Consider the following 26,659-nt stretch of genomic DNA (forward strand, 5'->3'; position numbering starts at 1 on the left):
GGGTGCAGGGCGGGGCATCCCGCGTTCGTTGCGCAATCGATACGAAGCCGCCCCGCGTAGGCTCGACGGCGTGTTCGAACTCCACCATCTGACCGCGCTCGAGCAGTGGCAGTGGCTGCACGAGGGCCGTCTCGAGCCCCGCGACCTCGTCGAGCACTACCTCGCGCGCATCGAGCGGATCAACGACGATGTCGGGGCGTTCACCGTCGTGGAGGCGCAGCGCGCTCGGGAGGCCGCGCAGCGCGTGGTGCGGGAGGTTCCCCGCACGGCGCCGCTCTGGGGTCTGCCGATCGCCGACAAGGAGCTCGTGCCGCGCGCGGGCCAGCGCACGACCTTCGGTTCGCGCCTGTTCGCCGAGCACGTTCCCGAGCAGTCCGACGAGCTCGTGCGCCACCTCGACGATGCCGGTGCGATCAGCCTGGGCGCCACGGCGGCGCCCGAGTTCGGTCTGCCCTCCTACACCGAGAGCCTCGTGGCACCTCCCGCGCGCACCCCCTTCGCGCTCGATCGTGGCGCCGGTGGATCGAGCGGCGGGGCGGCGGTCGCGGTCGCGGCCGGACTGTTGCCCTTCGCCCCGGGCTCCGACGGGGGAGGGAGCATCCGCATTCCCGCCGCCGCGTGCGGCCTCGTCGGCCTCAAGCCGTCTCGCGGGCGCATCCCCGCCGGCAGCGGTCTCGACCGGCCCGCCGGCCTCGTCGTGCCCGGTCCCCTCGCCCGCACGGTCGCGGACGCCGCGCTCATGCTGGACGCGCTCGTCTCCGCGGCACCGTGGGAGTTCGCGACGCGCGCGCCGTCCCCGCACGACGGCCCCTTCCTCGGCGCCGCCGTGCGCGGCGAGGGGCGGTTCCAGCTCGGCGTCATGACGAGCACGCCCTGGGAGGGCTTCACCGACATCACGATCGCTCCCGAGGCTCGGGATGCCCTCACGACGGCCATCGCGGGCTTCGAGCGCCTCGGCCACGGCGTGGACGATCTCACGCTGCCCGCCGAGCCCGACTACGCCCGGCACTTCCGCACGGTGTGGATGGCGGGGGCCGCGGGCATCCCCGCCCGGACGGACGAGGAGCTCGCCCTGCTCGAGCCGCTCACAGCGTGGCTCGTCGGCCAGGGCCGGGCGCTGCCCGCTACGGCGCTCGCGGAGGCGCTCGCCTGGCTCACGGGGTTCGAGCGCCGCGTTATCCGCCATCTCGGCACGGTCGACATCGTGGTCACGCCCGCGCTCGCGATGACGCCCCGCCCCCTCGGCTGGTTCGACGCGCAGGACCCGGAGCGCAACTTCGCGCAGCAGGTGCAGTACACGCCGTGGACGAGCTTCGTCAACGTCGCCGGGCTGCCCGCGCTCACTCTGCCGATCGGCCTCACGGGTGCCGACTCCGAGGTGCCGGGCGTGCCCATGGGCGTGCAGCTCATCGGGCGCCCGGGCGGGGAGGCCGATCTTCTCGCGCTGGGGGCGCAGTGGGAGCGGGCGCATCCGGAGCGTCTGCACCCGCCGCAGTGGTAGGCGGCGCTGCGGTGGGCGCCGCACCGGAAGGCGCCGCGGTGGCAGCGCGGCGGCGGTAGCCGCCATCCTCGAGCCCTGCCTCGATCTCGAAGCGGTTGCGCAGCGGGTCGCGGCCCGCCGCGACGTACAGCACGATGAACGCGAGGCCGTACCGCCGCCACTGCTGCCGGTGCACGGCCTCGTGCCGCAGCACGGCCTCGCCCACGCTGCCGTGCGTGAGGTACACGGCGCCGATGGTCGTGCCGCCCCGACCGAAGGCCCACCGCGGCAGTCCCGCGCACACGAGCAGGTCGCCGTGGCGCGCGACGTGGAATCGCGCGAGCGGTGCGCCCCAGACGAGGGCGAGCGCGGTCGCGAGCCAGTACCCGGGCAGCGCGAACACGGCACGCACGAACCGCACGGGCTAGCCCGTCGCGCTCGCGCGGCCGTACTGCTCGAGCAGCCGCAGCCAGATCTCGCTCATGGTCGGGTAGGAGGGCACGGCGTGCCACAGTCGGTCGAGGGTGACCTCGCCGACGACGGCGATCGTCGCGGCGTGCAGCAGCTCGGCGACGTCGTCGCCCACGATCGTGAACCCCACGATCACGCGGCGGTCCTCGTCGACGACCATGCGGGCGGTGCCGCGGTAGTCGTCGGCGTGCACGCTCGCGCCGGCGACGTACCCGAGCTCGTAGTCGACGGCGCGCACGTGCAGTCCGCGCTCGGTCGCCTCGGCGAGAGTGAGGCCGACGCTCGCGACCTCGGGCGCCGTGAACGTCACCTGGGGTACGGCGGCGTGGTCGGCGGTCGCGACGTGCGCGCCCCACGCGGCCTCCTGGCGGGATGCTCCGCTCGCGCGCGCCGCCATCCCGTCGCCCGCGGCGCGCGCCTGATACTTGCCCTGGTGCGTGAGGAGCGCACGGTGGTTGACGTCTCCCACGGCGTAGAGCCACTCGCTCGCGCGCCCGTCGGCGTCGAGGGCGCGCAGGGTGTCGTCGACGTCGATCCACTCGCCGGGGGCGAGCCCGACCGTCTCGAGCCCGAGGTCGTGCGTGGCGGCCCGGCGGCCGGTGGCGACGACGACCTCGTCGACGACGAGCTCGCGGCCCTCGGGTAGCGCGAGGCGCACGGTGCCGTCGGCGAGCCGGTCGACGCGCTCGGGCGTCGTGCCGATGAGCACCTCGGCGCCGTCCGCGCGCAGACGCTCGGCGACGGCATCACCTGCGAACTCCTCGACGCCGGAGAGCAGCCGCCCGCGGCTGAGGAGCGTCACGCGACTGCCGAGCGAGGTGAACGCGGTCGCCATCTCGCAGCCGACGACCCCGCCGCCGATGATCGCGAGCCGGTCTGGCACGGTCTCGGTGCTCGTGATCTCGCGGGAGGTCCACGGGCTCGCCTCCGCGAGGCCGTCGATGGGCGGCACCGCGGCCTCGCTGCCCGTGCAGATCGCGACCGCGTGGCGGGCGAGCACGGTGCGCTGATCGCCGTCGTCCCCCGTGATGATGACGCGGCGGTCGCCGTCGAGCCGAGCCCGGCCACGGGCGAGCTCGATGCCCGCCTTCTCGAGCCACCGCACCTGGCCGCTGTCGTCCCAGTGGCTCGTGAACGTGTCGCGCCGCGCGAGCACGGCGGCGGTGTCGAGCCTGCCCGTGACGGCTTCGCGCGCACCGCCCACGGCGTGCGCCGCGCGCAGCACGCTGCCGGAGCGCAAGAGTGCCTTGGAGGGCATGCACGCCCAGTACGAGCACTCGCCGCCGACGAGCTCGCTCTCGACGATGAGCACGCTCAGGCCGCCCTGCACGGCGCGGTCGGCGACGTTCTCGCCCACGGCTCCGGCGCCGATCACGACCACGTCGTACGACTCTGGCTCGTTCTGGTTGCCGTCCACGGCCGCTGTCGACACCACGCCTCTACCGCCCCACGAACGCGGGGTCGGTGCGGGTGAGGAAGGCCTGCATGCCGATACGTGCATCCTCCGTCTGCGCGAGCCGCACGAGCTCGTGCGGCAGACGCGCCTCCGCTGCCGCGGCTCCTTCGCGCACGGCGAGGCGGGCGTTGGCGAGAGTCGCCTGCACGGCGAGCGGCGCCTGGGCGGCAATGCGCTCGGCGAGTTCGCGCGCTCGCTCGAGCTGCTGGCCCGGCTCGACGACCTCCTGCACGAGACCCATGCGGTGCGCCTCGGCGGCGTCGAAGCGGTCGCCCGTGAGCATCCAACGCATCGCGTCGCCCCAGCCGGCCGTCGCGGCGAACCGGGTCGTCGCCCCGCCGAAGGGCAGGATCGCCCGCGCCACCTCGAGCTGAGCGAACACGGTGTCGGAGGCCGCGATCGTGATGTCGGAGGCGAGAGCGAGCTCGACGCCGAGGGTGAGGCACGTGCCCTGCACGGCGAGAACGACGGGCTTGCTCACGCGTGAGCCGTCCATGCCCCAGGGATGAATGCCGCCCTCGGGCACCATCGAGAGGCCCTCGGGCCCGATGCGGGGGGCCACGTCGGCGAGGTCGAGACCTCCCGTGAAGTGGTCGCCGTGCGCGTAGACGACCCCGACGCGGGCCTCGTCGTCGCGGTCGAGCTCGCCGTAGGCGAGCGCGAGCTGCTCGAGCATCGCGACATCGGCGGCGTTGCGCTTCTCGGGGCGGTTGAGGCCGATGAGCAGGAGGGGGCCGTCGCGGTCGACGGTGACGCGCTTCTCAGTCATGCACGCCAGGGTACTGAGGCAGGGCGCTCAGCGGGTGAAAGCGCCGATGATCCGCAGGATGGCGGCGCTGTCGTCGCCCGCCTCGTCATCGCGCGCTCCCTCGGGCGGGGCGTACTCGCACAACCCTGCACCGCCGAGCGGCAGCGCGCCGCGCGCCGCCCGCAGGGCGTCGCACAACTCCCCGAGCCCGAGCCCGAACGGGGCGGGGAAGCCGACGCCCGCGAAGACGCCGGGGTCGAGAACGTCGAGGTCGACGTGCAGGTAGAGCAGGGCATCCGCTCCGTCGCTCGCGCGCTCCGCGACCGCATCGGCCACCTCGTCAGCGGTTACTCGGCGCAGGCCGACCCGCTCGATCGCGTCCGCCTCCGCGTCGTCGAGGTCGCGCACGCCCAGCAGCAGAACGTCCTCGGGCGCCACGACGCCGTCGTCGAGGAGCGCGCGCAGCACCATGCCGTGGAACGCGCCGCTCGGGGAGGTCTCGGGCGAGTTGAGGTCGGCGTGCGCGTCGGCCCACAGCAGCACGGGTCGTGCACGAGCGGCGACCGCGTCGATGCTCGCGTACTCGACGCCGCAGTCGCCGCCGACGACGATGACGGGCGGCTCGTGCTCGGCGAGGGCGCGGCCGAGGCGCTCGCGCACGAGGCGGATCGAGCTCCAGCGGTGGATGCCCGTGCCCTCGTGGTCGCCGGCCTCGAGCGGCACCTCCACGCGCTCGGTCGCGCCGGCGGGCAGGTCGGCGAGGATCGCCTCGGCCCCTTCCACGAGGCGCATGGCGCGGTCGGAGCCGGAGCCCTGCCACTGCGGGACGACGAGGAAGCGAGCGGCCATGCCGTCAGTCTCGCACCGTGGGCGGCGCGGGCGGTAGCGCCGCGCGGCCGACAGCGGTGGCTGCGGAGCCGAGGAGTGCTTCGAGCGGTCCACGGCGCCCGAGCGCCGAGCACGCAAGACCGAACAGGATGCCCGCCACGACGAGCACGACCACGAGGGTCTCCCCGACCGGGCTCGTGAAGCGCCCCGCGGGCCCGAGCCCGGCGAGGGCCGCGATGACGATGACCTGGCCGACGTAGACCGTGAGGGCGACGCGACCGAGTGCGGTGAGCGGGGCGAGCGCGACGCGTCGCGACCGCGACGGCGTGCCGGGGTCGAGCACGACGAGCAGCAGCCCGATGATCGCGAACGCGAGACCGCCCGAGCCGATGAGCTCGGCGGTCGTGCCGCTGTGCGCCTCGGCCGAGATGCCCGGCAGGAGGGCAGCGGCACCGTAGCCGCCGAGCACGGCGGTGGCGCCTCCGCCGATGAGAACGGCGCGCGTGCGAGCGCGATCGAGCCCCGAGCGCGTCGCGAGCAGACCGAGACCCACGAGCGGCAGCCACAGCACGGCGGGATAGTAGCCCGTGAACAGGTAGTCGACGACGGGTTCGAGCGGGCTCTCGCCGGGCACCCCCGCCGTCACGAGCGCGTCACGGGCGAGTGGCGCGGCGACGAGCAGTGCGAGGCTCATGATGGCGAGCAGCCACCGCGCCGCGAACAGCAGCGGCAGGGCGAGCACGAACAGCACCCCGTAGTAGTCGAGGATGATCGCGATACCGCTGGGGAGCATCCAGAGCAGCAGGCCGATCACGAGCAGGATCGCCGCGCGCACGAGCAGGCGGATGCGCTGCTCCCTCCGCCCATCCGCGGGCGCGCTCGGCTGGGCGGCGCGCGCGGTCACGAGACCCAGGGCGACACCCGCGACGACGACGAACAGCACCGAGGGGCGCCCGTCGACGAGCAGCTCGCCGTCATCCTGCCGCGGCCACGCGTGCGCGGCGATCATGCCGATGATCGCCAGCCCGCGCGCCGCATCGACGCCGTGCCATCGAGCGCCGTCCCCGCCGCGGGTGCGATCGGGGACGGCGACGTCGGATGCTCTACTGATCGATCGCCTGCGGGGCGTTGCCCTGCTTGAGCGCGGCGAGCCGCGCGTCGACCTCGGCCTGCACGCCGACGTCCTCGAGCGCCTCGAACTGCGCGTCGAGGCTCGATGAGGCGAGCTCCTGCTGGCCGAGCACCTTCGCCTCCTCGCGGCGGATCTTCTCCTCGAAGCGGCCGAGCTCGCTCGTCGGGTCGAGGATGTCGATGCTCTTCACGGCGTCGAGGACTTGCGACTGCGCGTCGGCGATCTTCGAGCGCGCGACGAGCTGGTCGCGCTTGGCGCGCAGCTCGCCGAGCTTGCCCTTCATGCCCTCGAGCCCGCTCTTGAGCTTCTCGACGACCTCGGTCTGCGAGGCGATCGTGGGCTCGGCGGCCTTCGCCTGCGACTCGGCCGCAAGCTGCTTGCCGAGCGCGACCTTCGCGAGGTTGTCGAACTTGTCGGCGTCAGCGGTGTTGCCGCCCTCGCGCAGCTCGTCGGCCTTGGCGCTCGCGGCGACGGCTTTGCGGCCCCAGTCCTGCGCCGAGGCGACGTCCTCGGCGTAGTCCTGCTCGAGCAGGCGCAGGTTGCCGATGGTCTGCGCGATCGCCGCCTCGGCCTCCTGGATGCTCGCGGTGTAGTCGCGCACCATCTGGTCGAGCATCTTCTGCGGGTCCTCCGCGGAATCGAGCAGGGCGTTGATGTTGGCCTTCGCGAGCTGCGCGATGCGGCCGAAGATGGACTGCTTGGTCATGACGAGTGGTGCCTTTCTGTGGGGATGTTCCAAGGAGAGCGTCGGTGGTGCGGGGTCAGAAGCGGCCGCCGCGGCTGCGGCCGGAGCGGGAACGGGAGGAGCGGGTCGGGCGTGCGGAGCGCGTGGAGGATCGCGACGTCGAACGGGCGGCCGACCCCGAGGAGCGGGAGCTGGACGAGCGTCGCGAGCCCGAGGAGCCGAAGCGCGGGCGGGAGGGTGCGCCGCCCGAGCCGAGGAGACCGCCGAGCAGCCCTCCGACGAGCGCGCCGCCTCCGCCGGACGAGCCTGATCCGTTCAGGCCACCGATGGCTCCTCGCGGTTCGAGGGCCCCGCGCACGTCGCGTTCCGCTGCCTCGAGGGCGCGTCGGGCGAGATCATGGGCGCCCTGCGCGGTCTCGAGAGCGGAGACCGGGTCGCTCGCGCGCGCGTCGAGAGCCACGTCGAGCTGCGCTTGCGCCTCGGCGAGGCGGGCGCGAGCACTCGCGTCGACGGCGCCGCGGTGGGAGGCGATGTACTCTGCCGCGCTGAGGATCGCACTGCGCGTGGAGGCGAGCGTGCGCTCGAGGGCGGCCTCAGCGGCAGCTCGGCGCTCTGACTCCTCGCGCGCGTCGGCGAGCTCGGCATCGAGTGCCCGATCCGCGGCCACGAGGCGCGTGAGAGTCGCGACCGGGTCACGGTCGTCGACCGCGTCGAGGGCGGACTGCGCGACGGCGACCGCCGCCGTGAGCTCGGGGGAGCCCGCGGAGGTCGACGGGATCGCACGGGCGGCCTCGATACCCGAGGCGAGGTCGGAGCGCTGATCGGCGACCGCCGACCGTGCTTCGCCGAGCTCGGCCGCTCGGCGGTCCACCGCCGCTGCCGTGCTGTGCAGCTGGGCGAGGACGAGCTGGGCAGAGCGCACCTCGACCGCCGCCGCGGAGGGCTCCTGGCGCTCGTGGGCGGCGAGGGCCGCCTGCAGCTCGGCCTCGGCGAGCTGCAGCAGCCGCGGCAGCTGCTCGGGAGCATCCGCGATATCGCTCATGGCGCTCGCCGCGTACTCCTCGCGGAGCCGATCGAGGGTCGCCGTCGCCGCCTCGACGGCCGAGGCGGCCGCGTCGAGGGCACCGCGGGCCGTCGTGATCGAGCCCGAGAGGTCTTGCTCGACCTCGCGCAGCGCCTCGAAGGCGTCCTCCTGGGCCGCGAGCAGAGCGTCCGCCTCGTCGCACTGGGCGATGATGCTCAGCAGAGCCTCGCGTCGCGGGCCCGCCTCGACGGTCGCGTCCTCGAGCGCGCCGCGCGCTCGGAACGCCTCGGTGACGAGCGCGCGTGCGCGGGTGAGGGCGTCGCGGAAGCCCGCCGTGGGCTCGGCGCCGAACTGCGCCTCGGCGAATCCGAGCTCCTGCTCGCTCGTCGCGAGCGCGTCATCGAGCTCCACGAGCCGACGCGACGCCGACTGGTCGAGCTGCTCGAGGGACTGCTTCTCGGGCGCGCGCGTCGCGCTCGCGCCGCGCCGACGCGAGCGCACGACCAGGACGGCGATGACGATGACGACGGCGACGACGAGGGCGCCGATGAGGAGGGGGAGCAGTGAGCCGCCCGGCGAGGCGAGCCGTTCGGCGTAGTCGACGATCGCGTCCGCCCAGCGGTCGTCGCGGAGCGCGGGGATGAGCGCCTCGGCCTCCGCACTCGCGAGGGCGTCGTCGCTCACCGGGAAGTCGAGCCCTGGCGAGATACCGAATGAGCGATCCTGCACGGCGATCGCGAGCAGGGCATCCCGCTCGCCGAGGCCCGAGGCGATCGCTGCGGCGTCGGCCCACTCGGCGCCGTTCTGCGGCGCCTCGAACGTGTCGACGATGACGACGACGAGGGGCGCGCCGATCTCGTCGACGAGGCTCTCGAGGGCCGCCTCGACGCGCGGTGCGTCGTCGCCGAGCACGCCGGCCTCGTCGAGCACGTAGGCGCCGCCGATGTCGAGGGGCTCGGCGGCGTGAGCGGGGCCGGCGCCGACGAGGAGCGAGCCCCCGAGGAGCGCGGCGAGCAGAAGGGAGGCGGGGGTGCGTCGCCGCGTCATCGTCGGCATGGTCGGGCGTGTCCTGATCGATTGCGCGTGCATCGCACCGTCTCTCTCGGCTGGTGCCGTGATTCTAGCCATCGAGTGTGGCGCGGTGTCGAGACATCGTGCGTGGCCGGCGCCTCCGTTAGCCCGTCGGCTCGATGAGCCGGAGGGGTTCGGGCTCGGAGACCAGGGGCACGCGTGCCGCGGAGTCGTCATCAAGAGTGATGTCGAGGACGGCCGACACGGCGTACTCGCCGGGTCGCAGTGGATCGAGATCCTCGTCACCTCCTCGGCCCTCGTCACCGGTCGTGCAGTCGAGCGCGCGCAGCTCGGCATCGACAGTTCGAGACTCACCGGGGTCGAGCGCGATCGCCTGGGGGCCGCGGTCGGACCGCACCGAGGTGTGCCAGACCGTCACGCCCTGCGAGGCGAGGGTGATCGCGGGCGTTGCCGAGAGGAGTCCGCTCACCGGGTCCTCCCCGGTGTTGGTGATGCGCACGGTGCCAGCGATCGCCCCGGTGCCGGTGGGGGCGGCGGTGGGGAAGTCGACCTCCAGCCGCACGTCGATGTCGGGAACATCGGCGGGCGTGATGGGCGCCGCACCGCAGCGGTTCTGCAGCCAGTCGGGTTCGAGTGCGGACTCCCCCTCGGCCATCGTGCCCCCGCCCGTGTCATCGGCGCCACCCTGCTCGATCGCAGACTCCTCCGCGGTCGAGGCGCTGTCTGCCGCAGTGAAATCGTTCGGCACCAGTCCGCTGAGCGCGCCGATCCCGAGCCCACCGATGCCGACGATCACGACGGTGGCGAGCACTCCGGCACCGAGAAGGGCGGGGCGGCGTCGCGCCCGGCTGCGGCGCACGAGGGAGTCGACGTCGAAGCGGGGGTGCGGGGCCGAGCGCTCCGCCTCCTCGGCGAGGCGTGCCGCGAGGTCATCATGCGGGGTCATACACGTCTCCTTCGTGGCGTGCGAGCGCGTCGGCGAGCTTCGCGTGCGCGTCGCTGAGGTACCGCTTCACCGCGCCAGCGCTGATGCCGAGGCGATCGGCGATGTCGTCGACCTTGAGGTCCTCGTAGTAGCGCAGCACGATGCAGGCGCGCTCGCGGGGGCTCAGCGCGTCGAGCTGGGCCCGCACGTCGAGGTGCAGGTCGACAGTGCGGTCTGACGAGTCGACGCTCTCGGGGCGCGCCTGGAGGTGGGCGATCCGCCGCCAGCGCGTCGCGCGCCGACCCCGATCGAGGTAGGCCGAGGCGATCGCCCGGCGCACGTACGACTCGGCACGCTCGAGCGCGAAGCCGTTGCGCAGGCGGCCGAAGGTCGCCACGAGGCCCGATTGCACGAGGTCGGCCGCGTCGTCAGGGTCGCCGCACAGCAGGTAGGCGTAGCGCACGAGGGCGTCGCCGCGCTCGGCGACGAGCGCTTCGAGCACGCCCTCCCAGCCGGCCCGAGCCGTCTCCTGCACGTGTGCCTCCCGATCCCGCACGATCCTGGCGCGCGGCGCCGTCGTGCGCCCCTACCCTCTCAGACGCTCATCGCGCGGTGAGCGTTGGGGTGAGGCGCGAGCAGTCTGCGCCCCGGCTCTATCCGCGCGAGCGAATCCCTGGCACGCTGTGCCCGGACGCCGATCCACCCCCGCGTCGGCGCCATCGTGATCGAAGGAGATATCGATATGGCACGCGTCACCAAGAATTCTGCCAACTGGAGGCTCTTCGGCGGTGGAGGAATGCTCCTCGGGGCGCTGCTCTGGCTCATCGCGCTGCTCGTGGAGGGAGCGGGGTCCGGCGGCGAGCTCACGAGCTGGCTCACGATCATCGGCTTCCTGCTGCTCGGAGCCGGCGGCTTCTTCCTCGCCTTCGGCCAGACCGGATCGAACGGCGTCGTGGGCGGCTCGGTGCTCGGCAAGATCGGCTTCGTCGCCTTCGGCATCGGCTTCCTGCTGCTCGGACTCGTCCCGCTGCTCGGGGTGTTCGGCGTATCGCTGCCCGGGGAGCTTCTGACCGTCGGCGCCGTACTGCTCGCCATCGGCGGCATCGTGGGTGCGATCGTGATCTACCAGAAGGGCGTGGCGCGCGGGGTCGCCCGCTGGTTCTTCTTCGTGCCCGCGGTGCTCGCGCTCGTGTGGGTCGCCACGACGCTGGGATGGATCGCGATCGGCGGCAACATCCTCGTGACGCTCGTCGCAATCGCCTACGCGATCGCAGGGCTCCTGTTCCTCCTCAACCGCCGCTGACCGCGGCCGTGCGAGGCTCCCTCGGCGCCGAGTCGTCTACGCGGCGCCGAGGCGGGCCCGCAGCAGCTCGAGCTGACGGTACAGCTCTGTCGGCAGCCGGTGGCCGAAGGTGTCGAAGAACTCCTCGATGTCGTGCGTCTCGAGATCGAGGGCGCGAGGGTCGATGCGGAACAGCTCGCTGAGCTGCTCCTCGGCGATGTCGAGCCCCTCCAGGTTGAGGCCCGTCGTCGTCGGGACGAGCCCGAGAGGGGTCTCGACGGCGCGCTGAGTGCCCTCGAGCCGCTCGATCATCCACTGCAGCACTCGGGCGTTCTCGCCGAAGCCGGGCCACAGGAACGAGCCGTCGTCGCCCTTGCGGAACCAGTTCACCTGGAACACGCGCGGCACACGGGCGGAGGTGCGCAGTCGGGCGCCGAAGTCGAGCCAGTGGGCGAAGTAGTCCGCCATGTTGTAGCCCGTGAAGGGCAGCATCGCGAAGGGGTCGCGGCGAAGCTCTCCCACAGTGCCCTCGGCGGCCGCCGTCTGCTCGGAAGCGATCGTGGCGCCCATGAAGACGCCGTGATCCCAGTCGCGCGCCTCTACCACCAAGGGCACGTTGCTGGCTCGGCGGCCGCCGAAGATGATGGCGTCGATGACGACGCCCTCCGGGTCCTCCCAATCGTCCGAGATGCTCGGACACTGTCGGGCGGACACGGTGAAGCGTGAATTGGGGTGCGCGGCGGGACGCCCCGACTGCGGGGTCCACGACTCGCCCTGCCAGTCGGTGAGATTCGCGGGCGGCGTCGGGGTGAGCCCCTCCCACCACACGTCGCCGTCCTCGCGCAGGGCGACGTTCGTGAAGATCGTGTTGCCCCACAGGGTGTCGATGGCCGTGCGATTGGTCTCGGGGCCGGTGCCGGGAGCCACGCCGAAGAAGCCGGCCTCGGGGTTGATGGCGCGCAGGCGCCCATCCCGGCCGATGCGCAGCCAGGCGATGTCGTCTCCGACGGTCTCGACCTTCCAGCCGGGGATCGTGGGGGCGAGCATGGCGAGGTTCGTCTTGCCGCACGCGCTGGGGAAGGCCGCCGCCAGGTGGTACGACTTGCCCGAGGGCGCTGTCACCTTGATGAGCAGCATGTGCTCGGCGAGCCAGCCCTCATCCCGCGCGATGACCGAGGCGATGCGCAAGGCGAAGGCCTTCTTCGGCAGGATGGCGTTGCCGCCGTAGGCCGAGCCGTACGACCAGATCTCCCGCGTCTCGGGGTAGTGCACGATGTACTTCGTGTCGTTGCACGGCCAGGGCACGTCCGTCTCGCCCGGCGCGAGCGGAGCGCCGACGCTGTGCACGGCGGGAACCCAGTCGGCGCCGCGGGCGATCATCGCGAGCGCCGCATCGCCCATGCGGGTCATCGTGCCCATGCTCACGACGACGTACGGGGAGTCGGTGATCTGCACTCCGTACTTCGTCATGGGCGACCCGAGGGGGCCCATGGCGAAGGGCACGACGTAGAGCGTGCGGCCGCGCATGCTGCCGGCGAAGAGCTCGCCCAGTTCGGCACGCATCTCTGCGGGGTCGCGCCAGTTGTTGGTGGGGCCGGCGTCGTCCTTCTCGACGGAGCAGATGAAGGTGCGCGACTCGATGCGGGCGACATCGCTCGCGTCCGAGCGGGCGAGGAAGCTGTACGGTCGCAGATCGGGGTTCAGCTGCTGGATGGTTCCGCTCGCGACAAGCCCCTGCAGCAGGGCGTGACGCTCGCGGGCCGAGCCGTCGACCCAGTGGATGGCGTCGGGCTCCATGAGTGCCGCGAGCTCGTCGACCCACGCATCCACGTCCTGCGGCCGGTCCATGCCGATGCCGATGGCGCCCGATTCGGGCGAGGAGGGATCGGGGGTGCGCGGGGTCGAGTCGTCGTCGGAGATCGTTCGCGTGCGCTGGTCGATGAGCGTCATGGTCTTCTCCCGTGTGCGGCGGTGTCGGCGTGTGAGGATCGGCCGCTGTCACCATCTTGAGCGCGAGGGAGGGGTATCTTGCCGGGAAAATGGTGGAAAGAATGGCCATTCTTTCGATATGGTGAATCCATGAACGATCTCATGACCCTCGGCCAGCGCCTGCGGCACTTCCGCAACGCGGCCGGTCTGACCCTCGATGCGCTCGGCGAGCGCGTGGGCGTTGCGGGCAGCCAGCTCTCCCTCATGGAGAACGGTCGTCGAGAGCCGCGGGTGACACTCCTGAGCGCGCTCGCCGAGACTCTCGATGTGACCGTCGCCGACCTGCTCGACGACACCCCTCCGACCCCGCGCGCAGCGCTCGAGATCGAACTGGACCGCGCCCAGCGCAGCGCGCACTATGCGGCTCTGGGTCTGCCCATGGTCCGCGCATCCCGCTCGATGCCGGACGACGTGCTCGAGTCGCTCGTGGGCCTGCATCGGGCGCTCATCGAACGCCAGCGCCAAGCGATCGCCACGCCAGAAGAGGCACGGCGCGCGAACACGGCTCAGCGGCTGCACATGCGCACGCTCGACAACCATCTGCCGGAGATCGAGGAGCTCGCCGAGCGGATGGTCGCCGAGACCGGCCACCTGAGCGGCGCCCTCACGCACCGCGAGGTGGGCCTCATGGCGACGCGCCTCGGCTTCGAGCTCGTCTACGTGAACGATCTGCCGCACTCGGCGCGCTCCGTCACCGACCTCGAGAACGGGCGCATCTACCTGCCGCCGGCGTCGATTCCCGGCGGGCACGGGCTGCGGTCGATGGCTCTGCAGGCGATCGCGCACCGGCTGCTCGAGCACCGCGTGCCGGCGACCTACGCCGAGTTCCTGCGCCAGCGGCTCGAGATCAACTACTTCGCCGCCGCCTGCCTCATGCCGCGTGAGCAGTCTGTCGCCTTCCTCACGCAGGCGAAGGCCGACCGCAACATCGCGGTCGAGGACTTCCGCGACGCCTTCGGCGTCACGCACGAGGCGGCGGCACTGCGCTTCACGAACCTCGCGACGACCTACCTCGACCTGTCCTTGCACTTCCTCCGCGTCGGCGATGACGGCGCGGTGTACAAGGCCTACGAGAATGACGGGCTGAGGCTGCCTGTCGACGTCACCGGTTCGACGGAAGGGCAGCTCGTGTGCCGCAAGTGGAGTGCGCGCGTGGCCATGACGCGCACGAACCGCACGACCGAGTACTACCAGTACACCGACACTCCCGAGGGCACGTTCTGGGAGTCGACGCAGACCGGTACGACGAGCGCGAACGACGAGTTCTCGATCACGGTGGGGGTGCCGTTCGCCGATGCGAAGTGGTTCCGCGGTCGCGAGACGAGCAACCGCGAGCACTCTACGTGCCCCGACCCGGTGTGCTGCAAGCACCCGCCGAGCGATCTCGCGCAGCGCTGGCGGGGCAAGGCGTGGACGAGCGCGAAGCTGCACGCGCACATCCTGTCGCCGCTGCCGAGCGGAACCTTCCCCGGCGTGGACGATCAGGAGCTTTACGCGTTCCTCGACGAGCACGCGGGCGACGGCGAGAGCTGACGACGCCCCGGGGGCGAGCTCAGGAGGAGATCGGGGGCTGCTTGGGGAGCTTGCGCACCGAGGCCCGGCGTCGCCGGCGCGACGGCGTCATCGACCGCATCTCCTCCATCTTGCCGAAGCACAGCAGTCGGTCTCCGGCTTCCAGAACCTGCTTCATGCGGGGGTTCGGAATGACCGTCGCGCCGCGATTGAGGGTCAGCACCGTGATGTCCTTGTCGAGGATGCCCGACTCACCCAGCGTGCGACCCACGACGTCGGCTCCAGCGTGCACGAGAAGCTCGGCCACGCCGTAACCCGTCGACACCGCGAGTCGCTGCCGCACGTCGATGTCGGGGAAGGCGACCTCGTGCGAGATGTAGTCGATGATGGCGCCCGCGATGTCGAGCTTCGTCGCCGACTCGATGCCCTGCAGCCCTGGGGAGGAGTTGACCTCCATGACGAGCGGCCCGTCGTTGCCCTCGAGCATGTCGACGCCCGCGACCCGCAGGCCCATGATCTGGGCGGAGCGCACCGCGGTGCGCACGTACTCGGGGCTCAGGTCGACGGCCTCGACGCTGCCGCCGCGGTGGACGTTGGAGCGGAACTCGTCGCCCTCCGCGGTGCGGCGCATCGCCGCGACGACCCGGTCGCCGACGACGAGGGCGCGGATGTCGCGACCGCGGCTCTCGGCGATGAACTGCTGGATGAGCACGTTCTGGTTGGTCGAGTGCAGCGTCTCGATGATCGCCTCGGCGACCTTCACCTGGGGGGCGAGGATCACGCCGATGCCCTGGGTGCCTTCGAGGAGCTTGATGACGACGGGGGCTCCTCCGACGTGCTCGATGGCGGGGCGCACGTCGGCGCGGTTCCGCACGAAGGCCGTCGCGGGCATCCCGATGCCGTGGCGGGAGAGCACCTGCGTGGCACGCAGCTTGTCGCGCGCGGTGCTGATGCCGTTCGCGGTGTTGGGCGTGAAGACGTCCATCTGCTCGAACTGGCGCACGACCGCGGTGCCGAAGTAGGTGATCGAGTTGCCGATGCGCGGCAGCACGGCGTCGTAGGTCGAGAGGGGACGGCCGCGGAACTGCAGGTCCGGCTCGTCCTGGGAGAGGTCGATGGCGAACCGCAGCGTGTTGAGCACCTTGACGTCGTGCCCGCGCTCGACGGCCGCGGCGCGCAGCCGCTGCGTGGAGTATGACTTCGGTGCGCGCGACAGGATGCCGAGTTTCATGAACTTCCCTGGGATGATGGTCGAGTGACGGACAAGGCCCAGTCAAGCATCGTCGCGGGGTGGCGCGAGTGGGTCAGCCTGCCGGGTGCCGGGGTGCCGTGGATCAAGGCGAAGCTCGATACGGGCGCCCGCAGTTCCTCTGTGCACGCCTACGATGTCACGCTCACCGGGGAGGGCGCTTCCGAGCGGGTGAGGTTCCGGCTGCAGCCGTGGCAGGAGTCGCGCGAGGATGCGGTCGTCGTCGAGTGCCCGATCCATGATCGTCGCCACGTGCGCTCGTCGTCGGGGCATGTCGAGGAGCGCATCGTCGTCATCATGCGGATCGCCCTGCTGGGCCGCGAGATCGAGACCGAGATGACGCTGTCGAACCGCGATGAGATGGGGTTCCGGATGCTCATCGGGCGGCAGGCACTGCGTCAGGGCTTCCTCGTGGACCCCGCCAAGTCGTTCCTCGGCGGCCGTGCCCCGCGCGAGATCCGCCGCCGCAACCGCGACCGCTGACCGCGCTCGCAGCGCCAGCGGCCGCGTAGCAATACGGACAGCCAAGAAGGAATCGGCACAGCGCCCCCGACAGGAATCGAACCTGCGACCTTCAGTACCGGAAACTGGCGCTCTATCCCCTGAGCTACGGAGGCGGGATGCGTCGATCCTACCGGCTTCCGTGCCAGCATGTGCGCATGACGATCCCGGTGAGCGGCTCTGACCACCGCGCGGTGGGCTGCTCGTTGCGCGCGTCGGTGGGGGAGCCGACGAGCATCGTTCTGGCGGTCGCGGTGGCCCGATCGCCGGGTCTGCGGGTGGTCGAGTCGCTCTCGGTCGAGGTCGATGGCCGCCCCGTGGAGCTGCGTGAGCTGGAGGGTCGCGCGGGCACGCGCTGGCATCGGGCGACGGTGCCGGCCGGCGAGCTGGAGGTGCGGTACGGGGCGGAGGTGGAGGGTCGTGCGACTCCGGCGGTGGTCGTGGAGCGGGATCTGGTGGAGGACGTTCGGCCGAGCCGCTACGTGCAATCCGATCTGCTGCCCGGTGCTCTGATGGACGCGGAGGAGGTGGCGGCGTTGGGAGCGCTGGACCCGGCTGCGCGCATCGCTGCGGCGCGCGCGATGGTGGGCGAGCTGCTCGACTATTCGCTGGGGTCGTCCGCGGCGACGGATGGTCTGCCGGAGGTTCTCGCGACGGGCAAGGGCGTGTGTCGTGATTTCGCGCACCTGATGGCCGGTCTGCTGCGGGCGACGGATCTGCCGGCGCGGCTCGTCTCGGTCTATGCGCCGGAGCTGTCTCCTATGGATTTTCATGCGGTCGTCGAGGTCGCGATCGAGGGTCGGTGGTGGGTTGTCGATGCGACGGGGCTCGCGCCCCGCGAGGGCATGCTGCGCATCGCGACGGGTCGCGATGCGGCGGACACGGCGTTTCTGGCGAACGACGGCTCGGCGCTCATGCTGCGGGGATTAAGTGTGCGAGCCGCCGGGGCGTGGGGTGACGCCGTGCAGCCGACGGTCGACGACCCGCACGCGCTGGTCGCGCTCGGCTGAGCTGTCGCCCCGCTGAGGTCGAGCGGGGAGGAGGGTCGTCGGGACCTTGGTCCTCATTCTGGGTCGGGCTCTTGCGGCGGGCTCTTCCCGGTGACAGCGTAAGCATTCGTGTTCGAGCAGGAGATCGCCCCGTTGTTCGGTTCGCTCGCGCTGTCGGCGATCGCGGCGGCTCTGCCGCTACTTTTGCTGTTCGTGCTCCTCGGCGCCCTCAAGGTGCGCGCGCCCTTCGCGGCTCTCGCGGCGCTCGCCCTGTCGATCGTGCTGGCTGTCGTGGCGTGGCGCATGCCGCCCGTGCAGGCGCTGAGCGCGGCGGCCGAGGGCGTGTTCTACGGGCTCTTCCCGATCCTGTGGATCCTGGTGAATGCGCTCTGGATCTACCGGCTGACCGTGGTGACGCCCTGGTTCGAGGTGTTCAGCCGCACGATCCGCTCGGTGAGCGACGACCTGCGCATCCTCTCGATCCTCATCGCGTTCTGCTTCGGTGCGCTCCTGGAATCTTTGGCGGGCTTCGGCGCACCGGTGGCCATCTCGGCGGCGATGCTGCTCGCGGCGGGCATGGCACCGCTCAAGGCGGCACTCGTATCCCTGCTCGCGAACACGGCGCCGGTCGCCTTCGGGGCGCTCGCGGCGCCCGTCATCGCTCTCGCGGGCGTCACGGGCCTGCCGCTCGCCGACATCGCAGCGATGACGGGCCGTCAGACGCCGTTCATCGCGGTTCTCGTACCGCTCATCCTCGTGTTCCTCGTGGATGGCCGACGCGGGATTCGTCAGACCTGGCCGGTCGCTCTCGTGGCGGGCCTCGTGTTCGGGGCCGCGCAGTTCGTGACCGCGAACTTCTTCGCGGTCGAGTTGACCGACGTCGTCGCGGCGGTGCTCACGATCATTGCCGTGCTCCTGATGCTGCGCGTGTGGCAGCCCGTCGAACTCGTCGGCATGAACGGGGCGGTGGAGGTCGGCGCGGTCGCGATCGAGCGGCCCCCGGCGCGCGAGGTGCTCATGGCGGTCGCGCCGTACGCGGTCGTGATCGGCGTGTTCTCGCTGGTTCAGGTTCCGGTCATCGCGCAGTGGCTCGCGGAGATCGGCACCGTCGCCTTCGCCTGGCCCGGGCTCGACGTCGTGACAGCAGCCGGCGAGCCGGCGAGCGCGCAGACGATGCACCTCGACACGCTGCGCGCCACTGGCACGCTGCTGCTGCTCTCGGGCCTGATCACGGTGGGGCTCTACCGCCTGGCGCCTCGCACGGCGCTGCGCGCGTACGGTGCGACGCTGCATCAGCTGCGGTGGACGATCGTGACGGTCACGGCGGTGCTCGGGCTGTCCTTCGTCATGAATCTCTCCGGCCAGGCGACGTCGATCGGGGTGGCGCTGGCGTCTGCCGGCGGCTTCTTCGTGGTGCTGTCGCCGATCATCGGCTGGATCGGTGTGGCTCTGACGGGCTCGGACACGTCGTCGAACGTGCTGTTCGGCCCGGTGCAGGTCGCCGCGGCCGAGCAGGTGGGGCTGCCGCCGGTGCTCATGGCGGCCGCGAACTCCTCGGCGGGTGTTCTGGGCAAGATGCTCTCGGTGCAGAATCTGGCGGTCGGTGCGGCGGCCGTCGGTCAGCCCGGCTCGGAGGGTGCCCTGCTGCGCAAGCTCCTGCCGTGGAGCCTGGGGCTGCTCGCGCTCATCACGGTGCTCATCGTGCTGCAGTCGACGCCCGTGCTCGGCTGGATGGTGCCCTGAGCAGCGCGATGGGCGCGTCGCCCGCCCGATAGGATCGGCAGTCGTGAATCCCGCCGACCTCGCCTCCGCTCTGCTCGCCGTCGTCCAGGGCGCGGTCGAGCGACGAGACGCCGGTCAGGCGACCTCGCTCACGGTCGACGACATCGCTCTGGAGCGCCCGCGCAATCGCGATCACGGCGACTGGGCGACCTCGATCGCTCTCAAGTGGGCGAAACGACTCGGGATGCCCCCGCGCGCGTTCGCCGAGGAGCTCGAGCCGGGCATCCTCGCGATCGAGGGCGTCGCCGCTGTCGAGATCGCCGGCCCCGGGTTCCTCAACATCCGCCTGGAGGCGGGTGCCGCCGGTGAGCTCGCGCGGGCCATCGTCGAGCAGGGAGAGGCCTACGGCCGCAACGACGCGCTCGCGGGCGAGGTCATCAACCTCGAGTTCGTATCGGCGAACCCGACGGGGCCGCTCCACATCGGCCACACCCGCTGGGCGGCCCTCGGCGACTCGCTCCGTCGCGTGCTCGCCGCGGCGGGCGCCGCCGTGACGAGCGAGTTCTACATCAACGACGCGGGAGCGCAGATCGACACCTTCGGCGAGTCGGTGCTCGCCGCGGCGCTCGGCGAGCCGGCGCCGGAGGGCGCATACCCCGGCACCTACATCGCCGAGCTCGGAGCCCGTGCTCTCGTGGAGCGCCCCGATCTGGGCGACCTGCCGCGCGCGGAGGCGATCCTCGTCGCGCGCGAGCTCGCCTACGCGTGGCAGCTGGCCGAGATCCAGTCGTCGCTCGAGCTCTTCAACGTGCACTTCGACGTGTGGTTCAGCGAGCGGACTCTGCACGCTCCCGACCCGGCATCCGGTGCGAGCCCCATCGACGAGGCCGTCGACCGCCTGCGGGTGCAGGGGCACGTCTTCGACGAGGACGACGCGATCTGGGTGCGCACGACCGACTTCGGCGACGACAAGGATCGCGTGATCCGGCGGGGCAACGGCGTCTACACCTACTTCGCCGCCGACGCCGCCTACTACCTGTCGAAGCGCGATCGCGGCTTCGGCCTCACGATCTACCTGCTGGGCGCCGACCACCACGGCTACGTGCACCGCCTCAAGGCGCTCGCGGGCGCGGCGGGTGACGACCCCGAGCGCGACATCGAGGTGCTCATCGGGCAGCTCGTGAGCATCAACGGCGCACGGCTGTCGAAGCGTGCGGGCAACATCATCGAGCTCGACGACCTGCGGGAGTGGCTGGGTACGGATGCTCTGCGCTACTCGCTCGGGCGCTACCCGGCCGACTCCCCGCTCACGCTGGACCCCGAGCTGCTGCGCAAGCGCACGAACGACAACCCCGTGTTCTACGTGCAGTACGCGCACGCCCGCACCCACCAGGTCGCCCGCAACGCGGCGGCAGCGGGGGTCGACGCCGCGAGCTTCGATGCGAGCCTGCTCACCCACGAGACGGAGAGCATTCTGCTCGGAGCGCTCGCCGAGTTTCCGCGCATCGTCGCGCAGGCCGCGTCGCTACGCGAACCGCACCGCGTCGCGCGGTACCTCGAGGAGCTCGCCGCGGCCTTCCACCGCTGGTACGACTCGTGCCGCGTGACGCCGCAGGGCGATCACCCCGTCGAGGCCGTGCACGGCACGCGGCTCGTCCTGAGCGATGCGACCGGCCAGGTGCTGCGCAACGGCCTGACCCTGCTGGGCGTCTCCGCCCCGGAGAGGATGTAACCGTGAGCGACCCGGCGAGGGAGCAGCAGCACGGGCAGCAGGAGCTCGTGGAGCAGGAGCCCGCGGCGCAGGAGCAGTCCGCGGGCGAGACCTCGCCGCACGATCGCCGCCGACGGCGGCGCATCCTCATCGCAGTCGCGGTCGTCCTCGCGCTCCTCGGCGCCCTCGTCGTCGCGGCCGTCGTGGGCGAGTCCATCGCGCGCCAGCAGGGCACGCTGCTCATCGCGACGGAGGTGCGGGAGGCCTTCGATCTCGAGGAGGACCACCCGGTCGAGGTGGGGTTCGTCGGGTTCTCGGTGCTCGCGCAACTGGCCGGCGGTGAGCTCGACGGCGTCACGGTCGACGTGCCCGGCCTCCCGGTGGGGGAGCTGCGCGGCGATCTCGAGATCATCGCATCGGGGGTGCCGCTCGACCTCGAGCAGCCCACCGAGAAGCTCCAGGCCGTCTACCGCGTCGCGGAGGGCGACCTCGCGGGGCTCTCCGGCTTCCTCGCCGGCACTGTCGTCAACGACATCGCGCTCGACGACCGCCTGATCAGATTCGGCACCGGGTTCGAGATCTTCGGTGCGAGCTTCGACCTCGCGATCGGCGTCGAGCCCTCCGTCGACGAGGGCCGCCTCGCGTTCACGCCGCGCAGCATCGACTTCAACGGCCAGAGCATCGACGTCGAGGCGCTGCGCTCGCAGTTCGGAGCCATCGTGGACCCGCTCCTCGACTCCCGTGACTTCTGCGTCGCCGAGCTTCTGCCCGCCGCACTGACCCTCACGTCGGTGCAGGTGGGCGACGAGCAGCTCGTCATCGTGCTCGCGGCCGAGGAGACCGCTCTGGGCGGCCCGGGGTTCGCCGAGCTCGGCTCCTGCGGCTGACGTGCGGGCCGCGCCCGGTGCGACGCGGCTAGACTGGCGGCGGCTTCAGGGACCAAGCCGGGTTCGCTCGCCTCACAACACATGCAGATTTCCCCCGTGAGGTGTTTACCGTGCTCGACAACGCGCTCGCTCCGCCGTGGCTGATCCGCCCCGGTGACGCGAACGCGCTCGACTCGCCGCTCTGGCCGGCTACCGCGCGGCGCACGTCCTCCGGCGAGCTCGAGATCGGGGGAGTCGCGGCGAGCCGCCTCGCCGCCGACCACGGCACGCCCCTCTACATCGTCGATGAGACGGATGCCCGTGCCCGCGCCGCGCGCACGCGCGAGGCATTCGTCTCGGCCTTCGCGGCGCACGGCTCGCGCGCGACCGTCTACTACGCCTCCAAGGCTCTCCTGACGACCGAGGTCGCCCGGTGGATGGTCGAGGCGGGCCTCCGCCTCGATGTCGCGAGCGGCGGCGAGCTCGCGGTCGCGCTCGCAGCGGGGGTGGACCCCGCGCTGCTCGGCCTGCACGGCAACAACAAGTCGCTCGCCGAGATCGACCGTGCGGTCGCCGCGGGCGTGGGCACGATCGTGCTCGACAGCCTCGAGGAGGTCGAGCGCGTCGCCGACGCCGCGCAGCGCCACGACCGCACCCAGTCGGTGCGGTTGCGCATCAACTCTGGTGTGCACGCGCACACCCACGAGTACCTCGCGACGGCGCGGGAGGACCAGAAGTTCGGCATCCCGCTCGTCGACGCGGTCGCGGCGGTCACCGCGATCCGCGCGCGGCCGTCGCTGCGCTTCCTCGGCCTGCACTCCCACATCGGCTCGCAGATCTTCGTCGTCGACGGCTTTCTCGAAGCTGCCCGGCGCTTGCTCGCCGTGCACGCCGAGCTGCTCGCCGGGGGCGACGTTCCCGAGCTCAACCTCGGCGGCGGCTTCGGCATCGCCTACGTCGTCGGCGACGCACCGCCCGCGATCGAGGACATCGCGACGGGGCTCGCCGAGGCGGTGGCGGGCGTGTGCCGCGAGCTGAGCATCCCGATGCCGGCCGTCGCGGTCGAGCCGGGGCGCACGATCGTCGGGCCCGCGGGCGTCACCCTCTACGAGGTCGGCACGACGAAGGATGTCACCGTCGCGCTCGACGACGGCGGCAGCGCCGTGCGCCGCTACGTGAGCGTCGACGGCGGCATGAGCGACAACGCGCGGCCCGCACTGTACGGCGCCGACTACTCGGTGCGGCTCGCGAGCCGCAGCTCGGCCGTCGACCCCGTGCTCGTGCGCCTCGCCGGCAAGCACTGCGAGAGTGGCGACATCGTCGTGCACGCCGACTGGCTGCCGGGCGACGTCGGGGCGGGCGACCTCGTCGCGGTACCCGCGACGGGCGCCTACTGCTTCTCGCTCGCCAGCAACTACAACTACCTCACCCGCCCCGCGGTTGTCGCCGTGCGCGACGGCACGGCCCGCACTCTCGTGCGCCGCGAGACCGAGCACGATCTGCTGCGCCGGGACACCGGCTACGAACTGAACGACTCCGTCGACCCCGCGCGCTGGAGCTCAGAGTGACGCCCATTTCTGGGCGTCACCGCGACGCCAGCGCAGACGACCGTCCCGGTCGTCTAACCCACGATCAAGGAGAGACCGAGTGATCGAGTACCGCAACCTCCGCATCGCCCTCCTGGGGGCCGGCAGCGTCGGCGCCCAGGTCGCCGACCAGCTTCTGACCCACGCCGACGAGCTCGCCGCCCGCATCGGCGCCGGCGTCGAGCTCACGGGCATCGCGGTGCGCGATGTGGATGCTCCGCGCGACGTCGAGCTGCCGCGCGAGCTGCTCACGACCGACGCCGAGTCGCTCATCCTCGGCTCCGACATCGTCGTCGAGCTCATGGGCGGCCTCGAGCCGGCCCGCACGCTCATCCTCCAGGCGCTAGCCTCGGGCGCGGACGTCGTGACGGCGAACAAGGCGCTCATGGCCACGCACGGCCCCGAGCTGTTCGAGGCGGCCGGCCAGGTCGGCGCGCAGCTCTACTACGAGGCCGCCGTCGGCGGGGCGATCCCGATCATCCGGCCGCTGCGCGACTCGCTCGCGGGCGACCGCGTCGAGCGCATCCTCGGCATCGTCAACGGCACGACGAACTTCATCCTCGACCGCATGGACACGCGGGGCGAGTCGCTCGAGCAGGCGCTCGCGATCGCGGGCGAGCTCGGCTACGCCGAGGCCGACCCGACGGCCGACATCGAGGGCTACGACGCCGCGCAGAAGGCCGGCATCCTCGCGAGCCTCGCCTTCCACACGCTCGTGCCGATCGAGTCGGTGCACCGCGAGGGCATCACGGGCGTCACCCTCGACCAGGTGGTCGCCGCGCGCAAGGCCGGCTACGTCGTCAAGCTGCTCGCGATCTGCGAGCGCCTGAGCGATGCCGACGGGGTCGACGGCGTCTCGGCCCGCGTCTACCCCGCGCTCGTACCAGACACCCACCCGCTTGCGGCCGTGCACGGCGCGAACAATGCCGTCTTCGTCGAGGCGGAGGCGGCCGGGCCCCTCATGTTCTACGGGGCCGGAGCGGGCGGCATCCAGACGGCTTCGGCCGTCCTGGGCGACGTCGTCTCGGCTGCGCGCCGGCACGTCGTCGGAGGCCCCGGCGTTGCCGAGAGCACGCACGCCGACCTCCCCGTGCTGCCGATCTCCTCCATCACGACCCGCTATCAGATCACCGTCGAGGTGCTCGACGAGCCGGGCGTGCTCGCCGCGATCGCCGCGGTGTTCCTCGAGCACGGCGTCTCGGTCGAGACGCTCGAGCAGACGGTGCCCGAGACCGAGCCTGGTTCGGAGCCGTCAGCCGCCGCCGCTACCCTGGTGATCGGTACTCACCGGGCCGCAGAGGCCGATCTCGCCGCAACGGTCGCGGCACTGACCAGCAGCAGCGTGGTGCACCGCATCGCGAGCGTGCTGCGAGTAGAAGGGCTCTCATGAGCAGGCAGTGGAAGGGCGTGCTGCGCGAGTACGCCGATCGTCTCGACATCAGCGAGGCGACCCCCATCATCACGCTCGGGGAGGGCGGCACGCCCCTCATTCCGGCGCGGTACCTCTCGGAGCGCACGGGCGCGAAGGTCTTCGTCAAATACGAGGGCATGAACCCCACCGGGTCGTTCAAGGATCGCGGCATGACGATGGCGATCTCGAAGGCCGTCGAGCACGGTGCCAAGGCCGTCATCTGCGCGTCGACCGGCAACACCTCCGCCTCCGCCGCCGCGTACGCGACGCACGCGGGTATCACCGCCGCCGTGCTCGTGCCCGACGGCAAGATCGCGATGGGCAAGCTCAGCCAGGCCGTCGCCCACAAGGCCGAACTCATCCAGATTCAGGGCAACTTCGACGACTGCCTCGACATTGCGCGCGACCTTGCCGCGAACTACCCCGTGCACCTCGTCAACTCGGTCAACCCCGATCGCATCGAGGGCCAGAAGACGGCGGCGTTCGAGGTCGTCGAGGTGCTCGAGGACGCCCCCGACTTCCACATCGTGCCCGTCGGCAACGCGGGCAACTACACGGCCTACCACCGCGGCTACCGCGAGGAGCTCGAGCGCGGCACGACGACCAAGATGCCGCGCATGCTCGGCTTCCAGGCCGCGGGCAGCGCGCCCATCGTGCTCGGCGAGCCCGTCAAGCACCCCGAGACGATCGCGAGCGCGATCCGCATCGGCAACCCGGCATCGTGGGAGCTCGCTCTCACGGCGCGGGATGACAGCCGGGGCTACTTCGGCGCGATCGACGACGCCGGCATCCTCGAGGCGCACCGTCTGCTCTCGCGCGAGGTCGGCATCTTCGTCGAACCCGCGAGCGCCATCTCGGTGGCCGGGTTGCTCGAGCGCGCCGAGGCGGGAGCGATCCCGGCCGGCTCGACGGTCGTGCTCACGGTCACGGGCCACGGGCTCAAAGACCCGCAGTGGGCGCTCAAGGGCCCCGACGGCGTCGACGTGCAGCCCACGGTCGTCGGTGTCGACACCGCCGAGGTCGCCTCGGTGCTCGGCCTGCAGCGGGTGAGCGCGTGACCGCGGTCGACCCCCGGCTCGCGGGGCGCAGCGTGCACGTCAAGGTGCCGGCGACGACCGCGAACCTCGGCCCAGGCTTCGACACGCTCGGTCTCGCGCTCTCCGTCTACGACGAGCTCGAGGTGACGGTGCGTCAGGCGCCCGGCGCGACCGTCGACGTGCGCGGCGTCGGTGCGGGAGAGGTGTCCACCGATGACACGAACCTCGTCGTGCGCGCGATCCGCCACACCTTCGACCACTACGAGTTGCCCATGCCCGGGCTCGACCTCGTGGCGAACAACGTGATTCCGCACGGGCGCGGCATGGGCTCCTCCGGCGCCGCGATCGTCGCGGGCGTCATGGCCGCCAAGGGGCTCCTCGCCGGCATCGTCGACCTCGACTCCGACGCGCTGCTCGCGCGCGCGACCGAGCTCGAGGGCCACCCCGACAACGTGGCCCCCGCGCTCTTCGGCGGCCTCACGATCGCGTGGGTGACTCCCGAGGGGCCGCAGCACAAGCGCCTCACCGTCCACCGCGGGGTCTCCCTCCTCGTATGCGTGCCCGAGTCGAGCACGATGTCCACGGCGCTCGCCCGCTCGCTCCAGCCCGAGTCGGTGCCGCACCAGGACGCCATCTTCAACGTCTCGCGCTCCGCCCTCCTCATCGCGGCCCTCATCCAGAGCCCCGAACTGCTCCACGCCGCCACGGAGGACCGCCTGCACCAGAGCTATCGGGCGAGCGCCATGCCCGAGACGGATGCTCTCATCCAGCTCCTGCGCACCGCGGGCTTCGCGGCCGTCGTCTCGGGTGCTGGACCCTCGATCCTCGTCCTGTGCAGCGATCCGGCGCAGCGGCTGAAGGCCGCCGAGCTCGTACGGAGCCACGCCACCACGCCGTGGGAGTCGCACATGCTGGCCGTCGATTTCAAGGGTGCTACAGTTATCGAACGTCCGGCGGACGCTGCGGCCTAGCCCACGATCCGACCGGAATTCACCCTCAGCTCTGAGTTTCCCCGTCTCGTAC

Annotated in this window: 23 protein-coding genes and 1 tRNA gene; 12 read left to right on the forward strand and 12 right to left on the reverse strand. The window is 71.8% G+C overall.

The window, feature by feature from the left end; translation table 11 throughout:
* The first annotated feature begins 70 nt into the window (after positions 1-70).
* Positions 71-1,501: an amidase gene (locus tag HUJ41_RS04320; RefSeq protein ID WP_179873495.1), complete on the forward strand. Its 1,431-nt coding sequence runs from the start codon at positions 71-73 to the stop codon at positions 1,499-1,501.
* On the opposite strand, the gene HUJ41_RS04325 is transcribed toward HUJ41_RS04320, so the two are convergent.
* The 9 genes from HUJ41_RS04325 to HUJ41_RS04365 all read right to left on the reverse strand — a co-directional run bounded on the left by HUJ41_RS04325 (position 1,407) and on the right by HUJ41_RS04365 (position 10,316).
* Positions 1,407-1,901, reverse strand: coding sequence for a hypothetical protein (locus tag HUJ41_RS04325; protein ID WP_179873496.1), 495 nt, complete (start codon positions 1,899-1,901; stop codon positions 1,407-1,409). The genes HUJ41_RS04320 and HUJ41_RS04325 overlap by 95 nt on opposite strands.
* Positions 1,902-1,904: 3 nt before the next feature.
* The gene (locus HUJ41_RS04330; RefSeq protein ID WP_246299318.1) at positions 1,905-3,386 is read right to left on the reverse strand and encodes a dihydrolipoyl dehydrogenase family protein; all 1,482 of its coding nucleotides are present in this window, start codon (positions 3,384-3,386) and stop codon (positions 1,905-1,907) included.
* A 4-nt stretch (positions 3,387-3,390) separates the two neighbouring features.
* Complete coding sequence (locus tag HUJ41_RS04335; RefSeq protein ID WP_179873498.1) at positions 3,391-4,176, reverse strand: crotonase/enoyl-CoA hydratase family protein; 786 nt, start codon at positions 4,174-4,176, stop codon at positions 3,391-3,393.
* 27 nt (positions 4,177-4,203) lie between these two features.
* Entirely contained in the window at positions 4,204-5,004 is an 801-nt protein-coding gene (locus tag HUJ41_RS04340) for an arginase family protein (RefSeq protein WP_179873499.1), read from the reverse strand.
* Positions 5,005-5,008: 4 nt separating this feature from the next.
* The gene (locus HUJ41_RS04345) at positions 5,009-6,094 is read right to left on the reverse strand and encodes an acyltransferase family protein (RefSeq protein WP_348531844.1); all 1,086 of its coding nucleotides are present in this window, start codon (positions 6,092-6,094) and stop codon (positions 5,009-5,011) included.
* Positions 6,087-6,821 (reverse strand): PspA/IM30 family protein, encoded by a 735-nt coding sequence (locus HUJ41_RS04350; protein ID WP_179873501.1) that lies wholly within the window; start codon positions 6,819-6,821, stop codon positions 6,087-6,089. Before HUJ41_RS04350 ends, HUJ41_RS04345 begins: the two co-directional genes overlap by 8 nt.
* A 55-nt stretch (positions 6,822-6,876) precedes the next feature.
* A complete protein-coding gene (locus HUJ41_RS04355; RefSeq protein ID WP_179873502.1) occupies positions 6,877-8,871 on the reverse strand; it encodes a TPM domain-containing protein in 1,995 nt (664 codons plus the stop codon).
* 127 nt (positions 8,872-8,998) lie between these two features.
* Complete coding sequence (locus HUJ41_RS04360) at positions 8,999-9,802, reverse strand: hypothetical protein (RefSeq protein ID WP_179873503.1); 804 nt, start codon at positions 9,800-9,802, stop codon at positions 8,999-9,001.
* Positions 9,789-10,316: an RNA polymerase sigma factor gene (locus tag HUJ41_RS04365; protein ID WP_179873504.1), complete on the reverse strand. Its 528-nt coding sequence runs from the start codon at positions 10,314-10,316 to the stop codon at positions 9,789-9,791. The genes HUJ41_RS04360 and HUJ41_RS04365 overlap by 14 nt, the downstream gene beginning before the upstream one ends.
* Before the next feature lie 207 nt (positions 10,317-10,523).
* Between HUJ41_RS04365 and HUJ41_RS04370 the strand changes: the two genes are divergently transcribed.
* Positions 10,524-11,084: a hypothetical protein gene (locus HUJ41_RS04370; RefSeq protein ID WP_179873505.1), complete on the forward strand. Its 561-nt coding sequence runs from the start codon at positions 10,524-10,526 to the stop codon at positions 11,082-11,084.
* 36 nt (positions 11,085-11,120) lie between these two features.
* On the opposite strand, the gene HUJ41_RS04375 is transcribed toward HUJ41_RS04370, so the two are convergent.
* A complete protein-coding gene (locus HUJ41_RS04375) occupies positions 11,121-13,013 on the reverse strand; it encodes a phosphoenolpyruvate carboxykinase (GTP) (RefSeq protein ID WP_179873506.1) in 1,893 nt (630 codons plus the stop codon).
* Between the two features lie 129 nt (positions 13,014-13,142).
* Between HUJ41_RS04375 and HUJ41_RS04380 the strand changes: the two genes are divergently transcribed.
* A complete protein-coding gene (locus tag HUJ41_RS04380) occupies positions 13,143-14,585 on the forward strand; it encodes an XRE family transcriptional regulator (RefSeq protein ID WP_179873507.1) in 1,443 nt (480 codons plus the stop codon).
* Positions 14,586-14,604: 19 nt separating this feature from the next.
* Here HUJ41_RS04380 and HUJ41_RS04385 read toward each other — a convergent pair whose 3' ends face one another.
* Entirely contained in the window at positions 14,605-15,795 is a 1,191-nt protein-coding gene (locus tag HUJ41_RS04385; RefSeq protein WP_179873508.1) for a RimK family alpha-L-glutamate ligase, read from the reverse strand.
* Positions 15,796-15,819: 24 nt separating this feature from the next.
* On the opposite strand from HUJ41_RS04385, the gene HUJ41_RS04390 reads away from it, so the two are divergent.
* Positions 15,820-16,296 (forward strand): ATP-dependent zinc protease family protein, encoded by a 477-nt coding sequence (locus HUJ41_RS04390; protein ID WP_179873509.1) that lies wholly within the window; start codon positions 15,820-15,822, stop codon positions 16,294-16,296.
* Positions 16,297-16,357: 61 nt separating this feature from the next.
* On the opposite strand, the gene HUJ41_RS04395 is transcribed toward HUJ41_RS04390, so the two are convergent.
* Positions 16,358-16,430, reverse strand: a tRNA-Arg gene (locus tag HUJ41_RS04395).
* A 42-nt stretch (positions 16,431-16,472) separates the two neighbouring features.
* On the opposite strand from HUJ41_RS04395, the gene HUJ41_RS04400 reads away from it, so the two are divergent.
* The 8 genes from HUJ41_RS04400 to thrB all read left to right on the forward strand — a co-directional run bounded on the left by HUJ41_RS04400 (position 16,473) and on the right by thrB (position 26,607).
* A complete protein-coding gene (locus HUJ41_RS04400) occupies positions 16,473-17,324 on the forward strand; it encodes a transglutaminase-like domain-containing protein (RefSeq protein ID WP_179873510.1) in 852 nt (283 codons plus the stop codon).
* A gap of 108 nt (positions 17,325-17,432) precedes the next feature.
* Complete coding sequence (locus HUJ41_RS04405; protein ID WP_179873511.1) at positions 17,433-19,046, forward strand: L-lactate permease; 1,614 nt, start codon at positions 17,433-17,435, stop codon at positions 19,044-19,046.
* Positions 19,047-19,089: 43 nt separating this feature from the next.
* A complete protein-coding gene (locus HUJ41_RS04410) occupies positions 19,090-20,757 on the forward strand; it encodes an arginine--tRNA ligase (RefSeq protein ID WP_179873512.1) in 1,668 nt (555 codons plus the stop codon).
* A 2-nt stretch (positions 20,758-20,759) separates the two neighbouring features.
* On the forward strand, positions 20,760-21,623 hold the full coding sequence (locus tag HUJ41_RS04415) for an LmeA family phospholipid-binding protein (protein WP_179873513.1): 864 nt from the start codon (positions 20,760-20,762) through the stop codon (positions 21,621-21,623).
* Between the two features lie 110 nt (positions 21,624-21,733).
* The gene (gene lysA, locus HUJ41_RS04420) at positions 21,734-23,170 is read left to right on the forward strand and encodes a diaminopimelate decarboxylase (RefSeq protein WP_179873514.1); all 1,437 of its coding nucleotides are present in this window, start codon (positions 21,734-21,736) and stop codon (positions 23,168-23,170) included.
* Positions 23,171-23,249: 79 nt separating this feature from the next.
* Complete coding sequence (locus HUJ41_RS04425; RefSeq protein WP_179873515.1) at positions 23,250-24,578, forward strand: homoserine dehydrogenase; 1,329 nt, start codon at positions 23,250-23,252, stop codon at positions 24,576-24,578.
* Positions 24,575-25,657, forward strand: a complete 1,083-nt coding sequence (gene thrC, locus HUJ41_RS04430) for a threonine synthase (protein ID WP_152583455.1) — start codon at positions 24,575-24,577, stop codon at positions 25,655-25,657. The genes HUJ41_RS04425 and thrC overlap by 4 nt, the downstream gene beginning before the upstream one ends.
* Positions 25,654-26,607, forward strand: coding sequence for a homoserine kinase (gene thrB, locus HUJ41_RS04435; RefSeq protein ID WP_179873516.1), 954 nt, complete (start codon positions 25,654-25,656; stop codon positions 26,605-26,607). Before thrC ends, thrB begins: the two co-directional genes overlap by 4 nt.
* Positions 26,608-26,659 lie beyond the last annotated feature (52 nt).

The sequence above is a fragment of the Microcella indica genome, assembly GCF_013414345.1.
Classification (GTDB): Bacteria; Actinomycetota; Actinomycetes; order Actinomycetales; family Microbacteriaceae; genus Microcella; species Microcella indica.

Bases quoted from the DNA above. Each gene is read 5' to 3' on its own strand.
- HUJ41_RS04335 (WP_179873498.1), bottom strand. From the start codon at position 4,176: ATGACTGAGAAGCGCGTCACCGTCGACCGCGACGGCCCCCTCCTGCTC.
- HUJ41_RS04340 (WP_179873499.1), bottom strand. From the start codon at position 5,004: ATGGCCGCTCGCTTCCTCGTCGTCCCGCAGTGGCAGGGCTCCGGCTCC.
- HUJ41_RS04350 (WP_179873501.1), bottom strand. From the start codon at position 6,821: ATGACCAAGCAGTCCATCTTCGGCCGCATCGCGCAGCTCGCGAAGGCC.
- HUJ41_RS04355 (WP_179873502.1), bottom strand. From the start codon at position 8,871: ATGACGCGGCGACGCACCCCCGCCTCCCTTCTGCTCGCCGCGCTCCTC.
- HUJ41_RS04360 (WP_179873503.1), bottom strand. From the start codon at position 9,802: ATGACCCCGCATGATGACCTCGCGGCACGCCTCGCCGAGGAGGCGGAG.
- HUJ41_RS04370 (WP_179873505.1), top strand. From the start codon at position 10,524: ATGGCACGCGTCACCAAGAATTCTGCCAACTGGAGGCTCTTCGGCGGT.
- HUJ41_RS04375 (WP_179873506.1), bottom strand. From the start codon at position 13,013: ATGACGCTCATCGACCAGCGCACGCGAACGATCTCCGACGACGACTCG.
- HUJ41_RS04380 (WP_179873507.1), top strand. From the start codon at position 13,143: ATGAACGATCTCATGACCCTCGGCCAGCGCCTGCGGCACTTCCGCAAC.
- HUJ41_RS04385 (WP_179873508.1), bottom strand. From the start codon at position 15,795: ATGAAACTCGGCATCCTGTCGCGCGCACCGAAGTCATACTCCACGCAG.
- HUJ41_RS04400 (WP_179873510.1), top strand. From the start codon at position 16,473: ATGACGATCCCGGTGAGCGGCTCTGACCACCGCGCGGTGGGCTGCTCG.
- thrC (WP_152583455.1), top strand. From the start codon at position 24,575: ATGAGCAGGCAGTGGAAGGGCGTGCTGCGCGAGTACGCCGATCGTCTC.